This is a genomic window from Microcoleus sp. (assembly GCF_049646505.1).
Classification (GTDB): Bacteria; Cyanobacteriota; Cyanobacteriia; order Cyanobacteriales; family Microcoleaceae; genus Microcoleus.
The window spans coordinates 1-15,123 of sequence record NZ_JBARVX010000488.1 but is presented as its reverse complement, the minus strand read 5'-3'; the positions used below and the strand labels follow the sequence as shown (position 1 = coordinate 15,123).

Here is a 15,123-nt window from a genome sequence, read left to right as displayed (position 1 = left end):
TGACAATGTTAGATCACGCGGCTTATCTGGGACGGGAATTTGTGCGGGCAGAACTTGCATTGTTGAGCGATCGAGAATACGTTCAAGATTAGTGCAACTGTTAACTGTTAACTGTTAACTGTTAACTGTCAACTGTTCAAGAAAAACCTTGATACCAGAAATAAGTCACCATCGGAATCACTGTCGCCAACACCAACAGCACAACCACAACAACTGTGGCATTACCTTGGTCTGTTTCTTCAGCTTTTTTAAACGTGCCTTCAACTTGAATGTTATCAACAACTTCAGGCGCGCCCGGATCTGGTTCACCGGACAAAACAGTAGCAATGCGCGAACTCGCCTCCGTCAACGCCTCGTTGTATTTGTTAGCTGCCCGCAGCGGCACTTGCAAGGTTTCCCCAGCTACACTCTGGGCAATTTCATCGGTTAGCAGGGACTTCACCCCTTCACCGGTGCGAATTGTGGCGCTGTTGGTAACAGTGTCGAGAACCAGTAAAATTTGATTGGTCTGGTCTTCTTTTTTGGGAAACCACTGTTCAAACAGTTGGTTAGTAAAAGTGGCAGTTGTTTCGCCGTAGTCTAAGCGGTGGATGGTGACAAACCTGACTTCTTTGCCTGTTTGTTTTTCTAGGTTGTCGAGTTGGCTGGTGATATTGCTTTCGCTGCTGCGGCTGAGTACGTCGCCTTTGTCGAACACCCAAATTCGATCGCCCGCCGACAGCAGCGGCATTTCGTAAACGCCAGTCGCCAAGGCCGGCAATACCGCTACCTGCGAGGCGATCAGGGCGATCGCGATCGCCGCCGCCACTGGTTGGAGATATTTTCTCCAGTTAAATAATTGCTTGAGGAGTCTAGTCATGAGGTTAACCGTAAAACTGACTTTTTCCCAAAAATACTATAGAAACCAGCGTAAAATGCAATTTATGCACAGCAATATTTAAAATTAGGTCGCCCTGCGAACTCCCGCCCGATGATTTTAGGATTTTAACTATGCAGCCAGCAGACAGTTATAAAGGTTGGATTCTGCAATCGCAGAAAGTATTCTACGTCGAAGTTTGGGATAGCCGGGGCAACCGCCACGTCGCCGTCCAAAATGCCAAGACTGAGGAGGAAGCTTTGGAATTAGCCAAAAAGTGGATTGACAAGTACGAGTCAAAACCCGGAAGAATGCCGATCGACATACCGTATCCTTTCGGAGACACGATCGATATGCCATTTTGAAGTCATTAGTCATTAGTCATTAGTCATTAGTCATTAGTCATTAGTCATTAGTCATTAGTCATTAGTCATTGGTTATTGGTTATTGGTTATTGGTTATTGGTTGTTAGTTAGTTGATACAAATTACCAATTCCCCATTACCAATTCCCCATTACCAATTCCCCATTACCAATTCCCCATTACCAATTCCCCATTACCAATTCCCCATTACCAAAAGCTAGCTTTTGGCTATGAAATTCCTCGCAATTTCTGCGTATTTTCTACCAAACTTTTAGCAAATTCGTCGAACCTTTCAGACAGTTTTTCGTCCAACAATTTACCGTCAGGACTAAAAGCTTTCCAAGCTTGTCCGATCGCAATTTGTTCGGGAATTACCCAAGCGTGCACCCATCTCAAAATAGTTCGCAAATCGTTGAGCGCGTTGCTGTTGACTTGCCCTCCCAAAACGCTAATCGAACCCGCAACTTTGCCGTCCAAATGCTCGAAAGTGAGTAAATCGAGGGCATTCTTGAGAGCACCGCTGACGCTGCCGTGATACTCCGGCGTTGCCAAAATCAAAGCGTCGGCTTGCTTTACCGCATTCCGCAGCTTTTCCACATCCGGGTAATCGGGATAATCATTCTCACCGTCGCAGAAGGGCAGGTCGATCGATCGCAAATCGAATATTTCAACTTCCGCGCCCAGGGCTTGCACCCGACTTGCTGCCACCTTCAATGCTAACTGGCTGTAAGAGCCAGCCCGCAGACTTCCACCAATGCCGACAATTTTCACCATAAAACTTAAAAACAATAACCTAAAACTAAAGCGTACTCATTACGATTATGATTAATCTAACAAGTTCGATCGGCAACTGTCAATCGATTAGAGATTAGAGATTTGAGATTTATGGAGGTGGCCGAGAAACCGGGTTTTTGCCAAAATTCTTGATTAAAGCCACAGATTTGGGAAAAAACCCGGTTTATCAGTCGCAGTCCGTAAGTTTAGTGTACCAGGCCGAGAAACCGGGTTTTTTGAGCAAAATCCCCGATCGAAGCCCCAAATTCAGTAAAAAACCCGGTTTATTAGTGGCAGCGGATTCAAAACCAGCCCTCTCCAGCGGACTCTTGAGAAGCCAGCTACAGAGAAACCCATCCAACACCCGGCATCTTGTTAAAATAAATGAGTGTAGCAAACCACAAGCGGTCAATCTTGGCAGTCTTCAACCTCGGGCAAAAAAGCAATATGAAAAATTCTTGGAAACACGCATGGCTGGGGCATCTAGCTGTAAAAAACGACAAATCGAGCCAGCAGAATCCTAAAAAATCAATGTCCGGGCGGAATCTTTGGCGCATCCTGGGCAGTTTGGTGATTTCTCAAGGAATATTGCTCTCGACCCCGGTTTTTGCCGACAGCGCGCCAAACAACACCATGAGTTACAGCAAACTCATCGAAAACATAGAGAAAGGGCAAGTCAGTAAAATCGAAATAGACGAAACTCAAAGAACTGCCAGAGTTAAGCTAAAAGATCAAAAAAGCGATCGAACCCAAACTGTTACCCTGTTCGATTACAACAACCGGGAACTGTACTCGCAAATCCGCGCCAAAAAAATTGACTTTGAAGTCAAACAAACAGCCGATAATGCTGCGGCAGTCAGTTTAGTAGTAAACTTGCTAGTGATTTTTGCAGTGCTGGCAGTGTTGATGGCTATCCTGCGCCGATCGACCCAATCCCAAGGAAATGCCATGAACTTCGGCAAATCCCGAGCCCGTTTCCAAATGGAAGCCAAAACCGGGGTGATGTTCGACGACGTAGCAGGGATCGAAGAAGCCAAAGAAGAACTGCAAGAAGTCGTCACCTTCCTCAAAAAACCCGAACGCTTTAACGCCATCGGCGCGAAAATTCCCAGAGGAGTTTTGTTGATCGGGCCTCCGGGAACCGGTAAAACAATGTTGGCAAAAGCCATCGCAGGCGAAGCAGCCGTCCCCTTCTTCAGCATCTCCGGTTCCGAATTTGTCGAAATGTTCGTCGGAGTAGGCGCTTCCCGCGTCCGCGACTTGTTCAAAAAAGCCAAAGAAAACGCCCCCTGCATCGTCTTTATCGATGAAATAGACGCGGTAGGAAGGCAGCGCGGCGCTGGTATCGGCGGCGGAAATGACGAACGCGAACAAACTCTCAACCAGTTGCTGACAGAAATGGACGGCTTTGAGGGTAACAGCGGCGTGATTGTGATTGCAGCGACTAACCGCCCTGACGTGCTCGATACTGCCCTGCTGCGGCCCGGCAGGTTCGATCGACAAGTAACGGTAGATTTACCCAGCTACAAAGGACGTTTGGGGATTTTGCAAGTGCACGCGCGCAACAAAAAACTCGACGAAGAAGTTGCCCTAGATACGATCGCCCGCCGCACCCCCGGCTTTTCCGGCGCTGACTTGGCAAACTTGCTCAACGAAGCGGCAATTCTCACCGCCCGGCGGCGCAAAGACACGATTGGTAACTTAGAAGTTCACGATGCGATCGACCGGATCACGATCGGGCTTACTCTGAATCCGCTGCTCGACAGCAAGAAAAAGTGGATTGTAGCATACCACGAAATCGGACACGCCCTAGTCGCGACCATGCTCAAAAATGCCGATCCGCTGGAAAAAGTAACGATTATTCCCCGTTCGGGCGGCATCGGAGGCTTTGCTAACTTTGTGTACGACGACGAAATGATCGACAGCGAAGGTTTGACAAGTCGGGCTTGGCTGTTAAGCCGGATTACAGTAGCTTTGGGCGGACGGGCTGCAGAGGCTGAAATTTACGGCGATGCCGAAGTAACCAAGGGTGCCAGCAGCGATATCAGACAAGTCAGCAGCCTCGCTAGGGAGATGGTAACGCTTCACGGGATGTCGAATTTGGGGCCTGTGGCTTTGGAAAGTCCCAACAATGAGGTGTTTATGGGTCAAAGCTGGAATTCGCGAGCCGAGTATTCCGAAGAAATGGCAATCAAGATCGATCGGCAAGTCCGGGAGATTGCCTTTCACTGCTACGAAGAAGCTCGCCGGATCATCCGCGAAAACCGCCCCTTGGTAGACAAACTTGTGGAAGTGCTGTTGGATGAAGAAACGATCGACGGAGACCAATTCCGCCAAATTGTCGCTCGATACACCGAGTTGACCAAAAAAGAGTTAGCTCCAACGTAAAGAGTTAGTTGGCAGTTGTCAGTTGTCAGTTGGCAATTGGCAGTTGTCAGTTGGCAGTTGGTAAAGAGTCATTAGTCATCAGTCATCAGTCATTAGTCATTAATTCAGGTAAAGAATCATTAGTCATCAATCATTGGTGATTAGTGATTAGTCATTAGTTAACGAAGTAGGAATTATGCACCGACTCTATTTTTAGAGTGCGCCTGAAGCACTTTACTACTAACCCAAAAAAATGACTAATGACCAATGACTAATGACTCTTTACCTTAACTAATCACTAATGACTCTTTACCTTAATTAATGACCAATGCCCAATGCCCAATGCCCAATGCCCAATGACTAATGACTAATTAAGACTGATTGGAATACATTTCGCGAAGTACCAAAGCCGGATCTACCCAGCGGCCGCCGTACTTCAATCCCCAGTGCAAGTGAGGCCCACTGGTGCGGCCCGTCATTCCCACTCTGGCAATTCTCGCACCCGCCGGCACCGTTTGACCCTGCCAAATTTGCAGGCCGCCTTCGCGATCGACATAATAGCGCCCGCCGCTAACTTTTTCTACTCTACCTCTGAGGTGACAGTAGATGTGCTCCCAATCTCCCGATCGCACCACCATACCAGTGCCGCACCTGCCATCTTCCCAAACTTCCACCACTTGACCCCCCCACCAATTGCGGATGTAGCTGCCTTCGGGCGCCGCCATGTCCAAACCGTAATGAAAATCTCCGCCGCGGGGGCCGAACGGAGAAGTGTAGGCTTCAAAACTTTCGACGGGAAAAGAAGCTTCTTGCCACAAATTACCCGTAGCGATTTTGGTTGGTAAAGCTGACTGAGCCTTGACCAACTCCTGCTGCAAATAAGGGCTAATCACCACGATACAGAGCGAAAGAACTAACAGTAGTATCTGTCTAAGGTGAAAAAAGCGTTTAACCGTCAGCGGGCCCCTAGAGTCTTGCACGATTTATTTAACTCCTGAAAGTTTAATGTGTTGGCGAATCTGCGTTGTCTGTTGTGCCAATTCGCTGCAAGATTGCCTCGCGTGCTGAATCTACTAGCGAATCAGTTAACCAAGGTGTATCTTACTGCATACAGAACTGGTGTCAAGCCTTCAGCTTAAATATTGTAGCGAACAGAAAGTCGTTGGCCCGGTGAAATTTGTGCTGCGGTTGAATTCGATCGAGCTTTTGTTTGACACTATAGTTTAGTCCGGGATTTTGGATGCCGTCTGAAATCTCAAATTCATAACACACATAAGCAATGCTTACTGAAATTTTCCCTTTTAGTTTTGCCATAGATGCAACTGCGATCGCCGGTGCGTCCTTGTGGTCTTTAGCCCTGTACTGGGGTCTGTCGCCCCTCACAGAATGGGTAATCTTGCAACTCAACCGCTGGATGAATTTTGCAGAAAGATCCCTCTACACCTCGGAAGCGGAGTTTGAGAGAACCCGCCAAGCCAGAGAATCTCAAAATGCCTTTTACGCTTCCCTGTTGAGCATTCTGCCCTTTTTGATTGTCGGCGGATTGTGCAATTGGGGAGTCGAATGGTCTCTGGGCACTGGTTGGGCGGTATCTATGGGGACGATCGCCTGTATTGGCGGCGGCGTTTACGAACTCGGCCGCCGAGACGGTCAATCTTAGGCGATCGTAGATTTTGGATTTGGGATTTTGGATCGATATTTGGGGATTTGCAAGGATTTAGAATCGATCGCCATCTCAAATCCAAAACTCCAACTCTCAAATAAATATGATATTTTCACGTTTATTTGTCGATCGCGCCTCAAACAAAATTCATAATATAGTTCAATCATAATTTGACTCATTTTGTAGGGTGCCAACGCGCTTAGTGTTGAAGAGCGCCAGCCGCGAGGCGATCGTATCAAATCCGGCTCCACCGGAATGATTGAACCGCAGAGCGCACAGAGGACGCAGAGGGAGAATCTGTGCGCGCACTCTCAACAAAAAATGCTTTTTGCCAAGCCGGAGATGCTTCCTTACAGAGGAGCGAGAACAGACAGATAAATGAATCGTTCCGATACTAACGGATTTGGTATTAATGGCTGAGGGCGCGCCACCTTAGATATATCTCAATCTTCTGCATCCAGGACTGTCTGCTATAATTAACTCTTCTGATTTGGGGATAAATCAAATGAAATACCAACCAGAACCAACATTATTAAATCAAGCCCGCGCCGCCTTCCAAAAAATCTGGGGATACGACGACTTTCGACCGCCGCAAGCAGAAATCGTCGGTAGTTTGTTAGCAGGAAAAGATACAATTATAATTATGCCGACAGGTGGCGGCAAATCAATCTGCTTTCAACTGCCAGCTTTGTTACAAACAGGCTTGACTTTGGTAGTTTCGCCCTTAGTCGCATTGATGGAAAATCAAGTGCAAGAATTGCGCGATCGCAATCTCCCCGCTTCCCTCCTCCACAGTCAACTGTCAGCACAGCAGCGCCGACAAACAATGCAATCGCTGCAACAAAATAAGTTGAGATTGCTGTATTTGTCTCCCGAAACATTGCTCAGCAAACCAGTCTGGGAGATTATCAGTCAGCCCCACATCCAAATCAACGGTTTAATATTAGACGAAGCTCACTGTTTAGTGCAGTGGGGCGATACTTTTCGACCTGCTTACCGCCGTTTGGGTGCAGTGCGACCGGCTTTGTTGAAAGCTAAACCAGAAGGTAGTAAAATTGCGATCGCAGCCTTCACCGCTACCGCCAACCCGGAAGCACAAAAAATCATCAAAAATGTCTTGGAACTGCAAAAACCAGAAGCATTTTTGCTAAGTCCCTACCGTTCTAACCTGCACCTGCAAGTGCAGACTGTCTGGACACCGAGGGGACGCAAACAACAGTTATTAAATTTTATTAAATCTCGACCGAAACAAGCAGGTTTAGTGTACGTCCGCACGAGAAAAGATAGCGAAAATTTGGCTAATTTGTTGGAAGGTGCAGGTTATAAAACCGCAGCCTATCATGCAGGTTTGAGTCCAGAATCGCGCCGAAAAATAGAAACAGCTTGGCTGAACAACGATCTTAAATTTGTGATTTGTACCTGTGCTTTCGGGATGGGAATTAACAAGCCGGACGTGCGGTGGATTGTGCACTTTCAAGCACCTTTGCTATTATCGGAATACATTCAGGAAATTGGTAGAGGCGGACGCGACGGCAAATCGGCGATCGCCCTGACATTGATTGGCGAACCTACGGGCTTGCTTTATCCCGAAGACAAACAAAGAAAGGAGTTTTTTCAAGATAAATTGCGATCGCAATACCGAGAAGCCCAACAATTAGTTAAAAATCTGCCAGTGAAAGGTAATATAGATGCAGTGGGGCGCGAATTTCCCGAAAGTGCGATCGCCCTTTCCATACTGCACAGCAGCGGACAATTAACATGGCAAGATCCTTTTAATTATGTTATCAATCAATCTGCACAGAAAACAGCCGAAAAACCCAATTTTACTGTCGCTGAGGAAATGGTAAAATATTTGAAACACCGACAGTGCAGGTGGCAATTTTTGTTGCAAGCTTTTGGGTTTGCAAATGAGGCGAAATCTATGCGCTGCGGACACTGCGATAATTGTCGGTGATTTGAGATTTATCGTGTTCGCGGGGGCGGGTTTACGAGATTGTTAGTGACAGGCGCGTATTGTTGGTGAAACCCGCCCCTACAAGATATTTACTGCACGCAAATCGATTGATTTTCAATTACCGATTACCGATTACAAAAGAAAGTAAATGATAGAAATAGATACAGAACAAATGTACACAGTTGAAAATACAGGGGAAGTTAATCAAAATACTGTTAATCAGCGATTAGATATTTGGCTGTCAAACCAGATACCGGATTTATCCCGATCGCGAATCCAAACTCTCATATCACAAGGCAACGTCAAAGTCAACGACGAAACCTGCACCTCGAAAAAAATATCAGTAAAAACGGGCGATCGCATCCACCTCACCTTACCCGAAACCCAGCCCACTTCCTTGCAGCCGGAATCAATTCCCCTCGATATTCTCTATGAAGACGACAGCCTAATTATCATCAACAAACCCGCCGGATTAGTCGTCCACCCCGCCGCCGGACATCCAGACGGCACATTAGTAAATGCCCTGTTAGCGCACTGTCCCCTAGCAGAAATCGGGGGAGTTCAAAGGCCGGGAATCGTCCACAGATTGGACAAAGAGACCACAGGGGCGATCGCGATCGCCAAAACCGACATCGCCCACCAACACCTGCAAGCCCAACTGAAATCCAAAACCGCCCGCCGCGAATATTTAGGCGTAGTTTACGGCGTTCCCAGTATCGAAACAGGTACAATAGATTTACCAATTGGTCGCCATCCCGCAGACCGCAAAAAAATGGCAGTAGTACCAGTAGAAAAAGGCGGCCGCCCCGCAGTTACTCACTGTACAATCAAAGAAAGACTCGGCAACTATTGCTTAATCCACTATCAATTAGAAACCGGCCGCACCCATCAAATTCGCGTCCACACCGCCGAAATCAAACACACGATTGTCGGCGACCCAGTTTACAGTTCCAACCGTTCTGTAGGAGTAAATTTAACCGGACAAGCCCTCCACGCTTGGAGGCTGACATTGCAGCATCCGGTAACAGGAGAGTTGATTGAGGCGATCGCGCCTTTGCCCGATCGATTCAACACTTTGTTGAAAATATTGCGGTTGCGAGCTAATATTTTATAATTAGTAATTGGTAATTGGTAATTGGTAATTGGTAATTGGCAGACAAGATTGTATTTATTCACTTTCAATTCTTAAAATTATCTGCGTTTATCTGTGTTTATCTGCCTTAATCTGCGGTTGACCTATCAATCGAAGATTTATGCAATAAGTCCGCTCAATATCTTCTTCCTTCTTCCTTCTTCCTTCTTCCTTCTTCCCTCAAAAAATCAAGAGTCCTGAGTTTTGGATTCCAAGTTTAACAAAAAAACTCAAACCTCAAAACTCAAGACTCAAAACTCTCTCAGACTAAAATCCGATCGATTAAATCCATAGCCCGACACAAACAATAGCACCAAGCAGCATCAATTAGCGGCGAGGAACCATCGTCGCAATATTGATATTAGCCAGAGGCACGCGCTGCGGGGGAGTAGCAGGCGCCGGCATATTGCGAGCCATACCCAAATAGTTGGACGGATCGCCAGCCTTCGCTTGTTGCTCTTGAGGAACAAAACGGCGAACAGTCGTCTGCCAAATGATTTGCGGGAAGCCTAGCTGCGAGCGGTGGTACTCACCGTAGCGAGGAGTCTTCAAGTTGAAAGGAGTTTCTCCTCCAACACGCTGAGGCAAAATCCGGCGCTGCTGGTAAGGTACTGTATCGTAGCCGAACTTTTCCAGGTACTCATCGCTATTGACCAGCTCGTCAATAAACCCTTGAGGCCCCTTAGTGGCTACCACGATCGACCAAGCAATCTTTTCGCGATCGCTGTAAACATCCCGGCCCAAAACGCGCTGCACGCACATTTCGACAAATCGGTAGTTGCTGTTAGTTTGATAATTCCGCTCCAAGAAAGGAGCCGAAGTCGCCAAACCGCGAATGAAATCCCGCACCGTAATCTGACCGAACTTTAGTTGCGATTCCAAAAACGTTTGGCGGTTGCTCTTGAGGATTTGGTGTTCGCTGTAAATCTGGCGATATCCAGCCCAAATCAAATTTTCCATGTCTCCCGACGAGAGCACATTTTCAGTTGTGAAAACTCTCGGCTGCTCGTCGCCCCCTATTTCATAACCAGCAACGCGCTGATTTTGGCTCTTAGGGGCGTAATTTAACAAAGGAAGCGCCACGTTATAATCTCCGTTATCTCAAATTTCAGAAATAGTTGATACCGCGAGCTGCCAGCATAACGATACAACTAACCAACATACAGATTAGGGGATTCGGGCAATCTAAATCTGGTTTTCCTGATTTTTTGCAACAATCTGTAACATTTGTTGACTTTGGGGAAGTCATTAGTCAGCAGTCAGTAGTCATTAGTGACCAGTCAGCAGTCGGCTGAGTCTCGAAACGCAAAGTAATGACCAATGACTAATGACTAATGACTAAATTACCAACCCAAAGCAGAGTAAAACTCCCCCTTAGCAGCCTGTTCCTCTGCTGCTTGCTTCGGTGCATCCGCATCCGGTTCCACCCGAATTTCAGTGCAAAAAGTTGAAGTGCTGAAACCGCCAAAGCGCTTGACGCTACTTGTCCGCATCCGCACGTTGGGATTGGCAAACCAAAAACGCTCGATCGAACTCATCGTCTCGTATTCGGTAATCAGCAGCAGCGCATCCTCGTCATCCATCTCAAAACGGCCGGCCACCGGCACAATTTCGGCATAACCCCGTTCCCGCAACATCAAACCCTGCCGCGGATTCTCAGGATCTGGGACGATCGCGAATACGGTAGAGCCCTTGTGATTCTCATCATCCTTATCCCACGCCATAGTGCCGTGCCAAGTCACAAATGCTCCCCCAGCAGCCCGACTCGGATCGACCTCGTGCATCTGGCAAATTTCAGCCACTCGCGCGTCATCCGCACCTAGGGCCGTTACCTGAATATTTGAATCCCCAATCTCCGCTTGGCGGAAAGCGAGGTGGTGAGTGCTGCGCTGCGATCGCCATTCTCCAGCACTGCTCTGAAAAAACTCCATTGCATCCATACAAAATAGCTCCTTTGGCTTAGGCTTCCCGGTCTTTACGCCTTTTTATGATAAAGCTCTCCCCACTTAGATGTACTTTTGCGGCACAAATTAGTATCAAAATGTCTACTTTGGACATATTGTCAAGCGAATGTTATGATAGTTTACAATGTAGGAGACACAACAAATCCTGCGAAACGTCATTTCGATCGCGATCGCATCGATCTCAGCAAACTGGAGGAGCGAATTATGGATATGCCTACAACCAGCCTCAGCATGGAACAGCAGTTCAAACTGCAAGTCCTGCGCGAACAAGTTAAGAGCTTAAGCCAAGACCAAGCTCAGGAATACTTGCTCGAAGTGATGCGGCAAAATATGGTCAAAGAAAATTTGTTAAAGTATTGGATGAAGCAATAGTCCGGACATTTTTCAATCACTAACTGCAGAATGAGGGTTTCATCCTTCTCAGTGAAGTCAAATTCTAACGGTAAAATGAGGGTTTCAGCCTCGGTATCAAAAACTGTCCGGAGTATTGATCAAGAAAATGTGATAGCTGCTATCGTCCACTATAATAGACGCAACTTAGGTGTTGTGATAAATAAACCCCCGCACTTGGTATGCTAATAGGTGCGGGGTTATATTTAGTGAGTAGTCAGTTGGCAGTTGATAGTTGACAGTTGGCAGTTGGCAGTTGGCAGTTGACAGTTGACAGTTGGCAGTTGGCAGTTGAAAATGACTTATGACTAATGACTAATGACTAATGACTAATGACTAATGACTAATAATCAATGTTGCCATTAATCTTTGATACCTGCGCGCCCAGAGAGGAAATTTTATCCGGAGACTTGTCTCTAGATTTATTTGCAGCAAAATTGCGGCTGGTAGTCGAAGGAAATGCACCTCAAGTTTATCAAGATGCCAATAAATTTTTTGCCAACACCTTCGCAACTGACGGCATCAAAACCCCGATCTGCGAAGTTTTTAGCCGCTTAGGGAACAGGTGCTGGCGGTAATTTCTTGTTCGGTACAGGTGCGGTAGAGGGAATAGAAACTGGCGGTAAAGTTTGGCGCGGTACACGTAGGGAAGTTGGTTGGGATTCGGGATCGGGCAGGCCGGGAATAGGGAGATATCTCCAATTACCACTAAACAATAGGTACATCGCACCTGCAAACACGATACCGCTAACAACAGCAGCAGCAATCTTCCAAGCACTGTAGGGACGTTCGCCTTGAACTTCGGCGCTGCGAGCATTAACTATTACTTGATATTGCTTGTTTTGATAGCGATAGGCACACATCCACACAGGTAGCAAAATATGCTTAAAAGTGATAGCATTGTAATCTGTAGAAATGCTGTGAACCCGCTGCTCGTCGCCGCCAATATTTCTACAAACATCGAAGTGAATAGTACCCGCCATGACATTTTTAGCAGAGTCAAATCCTAGAGAGAGAGAAACTTGCGATCGCTGTGCTTCAAACCCAGCTAAATAAGAAGAATTGTAAGGGCGCAATGACTCCTTGAGATGCCAAGGTTCCAGTGCATCCAGACGCGGGCGATCGACTGAAGTTGTCGCCGGAATCAGAATATCATCAAAAGCGCGATCGACTCTGCCAGAAGCAGGCCACCATCTGGTATGCTGGACTTGGCGAGTTTTAGTTTCAGTTTCGCCGTTAGCATTAGTTTCTGTATAACTCTCAGTCACGTAGTAATGCTCTCCGCGATCGCCCTGATAGTAACTCACCGTATAACAGTCGTAAGTCCAAAACGGCAAATAAACCCCTTGAATTTTCTCCTGTTGCGATAGGGATTTCAAAGCAGAAGGAGCAAACCAGCGGTTGCTGAGCCACTTCTGAATGCTTTCTCTGGCTTGTTTATCAGTAACTTCAAAGGGTACAATTCCCTCTGGTTGCAGGCTAGGGCTGGCTTTTACAGGTTGCGTCACAATTGGAGAAGCACAAAACGGGCATCTACCCGCTACTTTCGGCGGTTCAAAAGTAATACTTGCTCCGCAATCATTGCATTTTACTTCCAGGGCTGTTGTGGATAAAGTTGTCAGCGCCGTGCGATCGACTTTTAGATATTGTTCGTAGGAATTCTCCTTTACTTCTTCCGCAGTTTGGGGAATTGCATCTTCCCAGCCGCAGTAACCGCACTTGAGCTTTCCTGCTTGGGGGTTGAACTCTAAATAAGCCCCGCAGCTAGGACAGGGAAAACGTTTAATAGCAGCTTCAGAATTATTCATAATAGTAGTTGATTTGTGAGGTAACACGCAATAAGTAATACCAATTTAATGGTTCGTTGCACATATCTCGATCCCCCTAAATCCCCCTTAATAAGGGGAGTAGGGGTTGACTTTGATCGGAATCTTGTCCCCCCCCCTTATACCAATTTAATAAATACTTGCTATATATGAAGTTCTAGCCCCCCCTTAATAAGGGGGGGTTGGGGGGGTTCTATGTAGCACTTTTTTTTGCAAAATGGTATTATTAAGGGGGAGTAGGGGGCAAGCTAAGGGTGATCGGATTCTATGCAGCCTCATAAAAAATTGGTATAATCGGTAATCGGGAAAGCGTACCGATCGCCTATTACCAATTAACTAAATCTGCCAAATTTTAGGCTGCTGCTGGTGGGGGAGGCGGCGGTACTGTTGCCAACAAAGAGGCTAATTCCGGCACTTGCGATGCTAATTTCCAGCCATCAAAACCCGCCCGCCAAACCATTACCTGATGTGTCAAACCATTTTGCAGAAGTTGCTCCAATCCAAAAGGGCCTAATTGTTGACCGTTTTGGGCAATATACCACTGAGTTTGTGTTGGTGGAGGAGGAGGCGGCGGCGGTGTTTGAGATGCTGGCGGCTGCATCATATTTGTCATTTGCTGACCCATTGCCATTCCCATGCCCAATTCTAATGCTTGATTGCCGCCGCTGGGGTTATTTGCTGATGCTTCTATGGCGTTAGCAGCTTGATATTGGGTATATTGCTGCATATTTCCCAGAAGTCCGATCGAGGCTCGTTTGTCGAGTGCTGCTTCCACTTCAGGCGGCATCGAGATATTTTCAATTAATATCTGAGTTAATTCTAACCCGAACTGCTGGATATTTGGCTGTAGGGCAATGCGTATTTGTTCGCCCATTTGCGTGTAGTTGGCTGCAAAGTCCAGCAAAGGAACGCGGGAATTGCCAACCCAATTGGCAAAGGCGCTGACTATGGTATTGCGTAGTTGTTCGCTAATTTCATCTACTTGAAATAGTCCGTCTGTGCTGATTAATTGCTTTAAAAGTTGTTCGGGATGGGAAACTTTAATGTTGTAGGTTCCAAAAGCCCGCATTCGCACGGGGCCGAGTTCTGGATCGCGGATAATTACGGGGTTAGCGGTTCCCCATTTGAGGTTGGTAAATATTTTGGTGTTAAAAAAGTATACTTCTGCTTTGAAGGGAGAGTTGAAACCGTAGGGCCAACCTTTTAATGTGCTCAGAACGGGTAAGTTGCGGGTGTACAGTTCGTGCATTCCAGGATCGAAGACATCGGCGACTTGGCCTTCGCTGACAAAGACTGCTATTTGTCCTGGTCGTACAGTTAGTTTAGCACCTTGTTTGATTTCGTTTTGGTGGCGCTCGAATCGATAGGCAATGGTATCGTTGGTGTTGTCTAACCATTCGATGATATCGACAAATTCGCCGCGAATCTTGTCAAAGAGTCCCATAGATTTATTTTGAGTTGTTGTTTGATTTTAGCTTCAATAGGGGCGATCGAACTTCCCGATCGCCCTGGTAAAGTTTTTAGGTGCGATCGCCGCGCTCTGATGGGGGCGCGATCGCCCTTTCAGATAATTCACAATTGGGGTTCAATTCCAGCCGATCGCAGTTGAGCGCGCAATTGCTCTAATTTGTCTTCGGCGCGATCGGCTCTTTCAGAACCCGTTAACAACAGATTCCCTTGACTGTCCCACCAGCGCAGCCAAGGTAGCTCAGCATTTTGATACATTCCTTGCCAAATCCCCAATTCCACTCCTAATTGCGGAATCGGATAATGACCGCGATCGTTTGCAGCAACTAATTCAAACCTATCTTCGATCAGGTGATAAACTTCAACA

At 46.9% G+C, this 15,123-nt stretch carries 16 protein-coding genes and 1 pseudogene; 8 read left to right on the top strand and 9 right to left on the bottom strand.

Going from position 1 to position 15,123, the window contains the following annotated elements; all coding sequences use genetic code 11:
* Positions 1-92, top strand: a 92-nt coding sequence (locus WBA89_RS23520) for a DUF4346 domain-containing protein (RefSeq protein WP_424409834.1), incomplete at its 5' end; no start/stop codon positions are given.
* 44 nt (positions 93-136) lie between these two features.
* On the opposite strand, the gene psb32 is transcribed toward WBA89_RS23520, so the two are convergent.
* Complete coding sequence (gene psb32 / locus WBA89_RS23515; RefSeq protein WP_424409832.1) at positions 137-859, bottom strand: photosystem II repair protein Psb32; 723 nt, start codon at positions 857-859, stop codon at positions 137-139.
* Positions 860-990: 131 nt separating this feature from the next.
* Between psb32 and WBA89_RS23510 the strand changes: the two genes are divergently transcribed.
* Positions 991-1,221 carry a hypothetical protein gene (locus WBA89_RS23510; RefSeq protein ID WP_194064088.1) on the top strand — a complete coding sequence of 77 codons (231 nt, stop codon included), beginning with the start codon at positions 991-993 and terminating at the stop codon, positions 1,219-1,221.
* 226 nt (positions 1,222-1,447) lie between these two features.
* Here the strand turns inward: WBA89_RS23510 and WBA89_RS23505 are convergent, their stop codons facing one another.
* Entirely contained in the window at positions 1,448-1,993 is a 546-nt protein-coding gene (locus tag WBA89_RS23505; RefSeq protein WP_424409831.1) for an NADPH-dependent FMN reductase, read from the bottom strand.
* A 447-nt stretch (positions 1,994-2,440) separates the two neighbouring features.
* Between WBA89_RS23505 and ftsH the strand changes: the two genes are divergently transcribed.
* Entirely contained in the window at positions 2,441-4,381 is a 1,941-nt protein-coding gene (ftsH, locus tag WBA89_RS23500; protein WP_424409830.1) for an ATP-dependent zinc metalloprotease FtsH, read from the top strand.
* Positions 4,382-4,731: 350 nt separating this feature from the next.
* On the opposite strand, the gene WBA89_RS23495 is transcribed toward ftsH, so the two are convergent.
* The gene (locus tag WBA89_RS23495) at positions 4,732-5,340 is read right to left on the bottom strand and encodes a M23 family metallopeptidase (protein ID WP_424409829.1); all 609 of its coding nucleotides are present in this window, start codon (positions 5,338-5,340) and stop codon (positions 4,732-4,734) included.
* A gap of 299 nt (positions 5,341-5,639) precedes the next feature.
* On the opposite strand from WBA89_RS23495, the gene WBA89_RS23490 reads away from it, so the two are divergent.
* Positions 5,640-6,020, top strand: coding sequence for a hypothetical protein (locus WBA89_RS23490; protein ID WP_373535441.1), 381 nt, complete (start codon positions 5,640-5,642; stop codon positions 6,018-6,020).
* On the opposite strand, the gene WBA89_RS23485 is transcribed toward WBA89_RS23490, so the two are convergent.
* The gene (locus WBA89_RS23485; protein WP_424409828.1) at positions 6,017-6,190 is read right to left on the bottom strand and encodes a hypothetical protein; all 174 of its coding nucleotides are present in this window, start codon (positions 6,188-6,190) and stop codon (positions 6,017-6,019) included. The two genes, WBA89_RS23490 and WBA89_RS23485, sit on opposite strands and share 4 nt — an antisense overlap.
* Positions 6,191-6,528: 338 nt before the next feature.
* Here WBA89_RS23485 and WBA89_RS23480 point away from each other — a divergent pair, with 338 nt between their 5' ends.
* Entirely contained in the window at positions 6,529-7,977 is a 1,449-nt protein-coding gene (locus WBA89_RS23480) for a RecQ family ATP-dependent DNA helicase (RefSeq protein ID WP_424409827.1), read from the top strand.
* Positions 7,978-8,149: 172 nt separating this feature from the next.
* Positions 8,150-9,091, top strand: a complete 942-nt coding sequence (locus WBA89_RS23475; protein WP_424409833.1) for an RluA family pseudouridine synthase — start codon at positions 8,150-8,152, stop codon at positions 9,089-9,091.
* 345 nt (positions 9,092-9,436) lie between these two features.
* Here WBA89_RS23475 and WBA89_RS23470 read toward each other — a convergent pair whose 3' ends face one another.
* Both WBA89_RS23470 and WBA89_RS23465 read right to left on the bottom strand, forming a co-directional pair.
* On the bottom strand, positions 9,437-10,192 hold the full coding sequence (locus tag WBA89_RS23470) for a phycobilisome rod-core linker polypeptide (protein WP_424409826.1): 756 nt from the start codon (positions 10,190-10,192) through the stop codon (positions 9,437-9,439).
* Between the two features lie 260 nt (positions 10,193-10,452).
* Entirely contained in the window at positions 10,453-11,049 is a 597-nt protein-coding gene (locus WBA89_RS23465; protein ID WP_424409824.1) for a phycobiliprotein lyase, read from the bottom strand.
* A 135-nt stretch (positions 11,050-11,184) separates the two neighbouring features.
* Here WBA89_RS23465 and WBA89_RS23460 point away from each other — a divergent pair, with 135 nt between their 5' ends.
* Positions 11,185-11,445, top strand: coding sequence for an NblA/ycf18 family protein (locus WBA89_RS23460; protein WP_424409822.1), 261 nt, complete (start codon positions 11,185-11,187; stop codon positions 11,443-11,445).
* Between the two features lie 371 nt (positions 11,446-11,816).
* Positions 11,817-12,041, top strand: a complete 225-nt coding sequence (locus tag WBA89_RS23455; protein ID WP_424409821.1) for a hypothetical protein — start codon at positions 11,817-11,819, stop codon at positions 12,039-12,041.
* Here the strand turns inward: WBA89_RS23455 and WBA89_RS23450 are convergent.
* The 3 genes and pseudogenes from WBA89_RS23450 to WBA89_RS23440 all read right to left on the bottom strand — a co-directional run.
* Positions 12,018-13,271: a hypothetical protein gene (locus WBA89_RS23450; RefSeq protein ID WP_424409820.1), complete on the bottom strand. Its 1,254-nt coding sequence runs from the start codon at positions 13,269-13,271 to the stop codon at positions 12,018-12,020. The genes WBA89_RS23455 and WBA89_RS23450 overlap by 24 nt on opposite strands.
* A gap of 370 nt (positions 13,272-13,641) precedes the next feature.
* Complete coding sequence (locus WBA89_RS23445) at positions 13,642-14,733, bottom strand: SPFH domain-containing protein (RefSeq protein WP_424409819.1); 1,092 nt, start codon at positions 14,731-14,733, stop codon at positions 13,642-13,644.
* A 128-nt stretch (positions 14,734-14,861) separates the two neighbouring features.
* Positions 14,862-15,123, bottom strand: a pseudogene (locus WBA89_RS23440) (Uma2 family endonuclease); the annotation flags it as partial.

Coding starts and splice junctions, on each gene's coding strand:
- WBA89_RS23480 (WP_424409827.1), top strand. CDS start 6,529: ATGAAATACCAACCAGAACCAACATTATTAAATCAAGCCCGCGCCGCC.
- WBA89_RS23445 (WP_424409819.1), bottom strand. CDS start 14,733: ATGGGACTCTTTGACAAGATTCGCGGCGAATTTGTCGATATCATCGAA.
- WBA89_RS23485 (WP_424409828.1), bottom strand. CDS start 6,190: ATGATTGAACTATATTATGAATTTTGTTTGAGGCGCGATCGACAAATA.
- psb32 (WP_424409832.1), bottom strand. CDS start 859: ATGACTAGACTCCTCAAGCAATTATTTAACTGGAGAAAATATCTCCAA.
- WBA89_RS23460 (WP_424409822.1), top strand. CDS start 11,185: ATGATAGTTTACAATGTAGGAGACACAACAAATCCTGCGAAACGTCAT.
- ftsH (WP_424409830.1), top strand. CDS start 2,441: ATGAAAAATTCTTGGAAACACGCATGGCTGGGGCATCTAGCTGTAAAA.
- WBA89_RS23510 (WP_194064088.1), top strand. CDS start 991: ATGCAGCCAGCAGACAGTTATAAAGGTTGGATTCTGCAATCGCAGAAA.
- WBA89_RS23465 (WP_424409824.1), bottom strand. CDS start 11,049: ATGGATGCAATGGAGTTTTTTCAGAGCAGTGCTGGAGAATGGCGATCG.
- WBA89_RS23490 (WP_373535441.1), top strand. CDS start 5,640: ATGCTTACTGAAATTTTCCCTTTTAGTTTTGCCATAGATGCAACTGCG.
- WBA89_RS23450 (WP_424409820.1), bottom strand. CDS start 13,271: ATGAATAATTCTGAAGCTGCTATTAAACGTTTTCCCTGTCCTAGCTGC.
- WBA89_RS23475 (WP_424409833.1), top strand. CDS start 8,150: ATGTACACAGTTGAAAATACAGGGGAAGTTAATCAAAATACTGTTAAT.
- WBA89_RS23455 (WP_424409821.1), top strand. CDS start 11,817: ATGTTGCCATTAATCTTTGATACCTGCGCGCCCAGAGAGGAAATTTTA.
- WBA89_RS23505 (WP_424409831.1), bottom strand. CDS start 1,993: ATGGTGAAAATTGTCGGCATTGGTGGAAGTCTGCGGGCTGGCTCTTAC.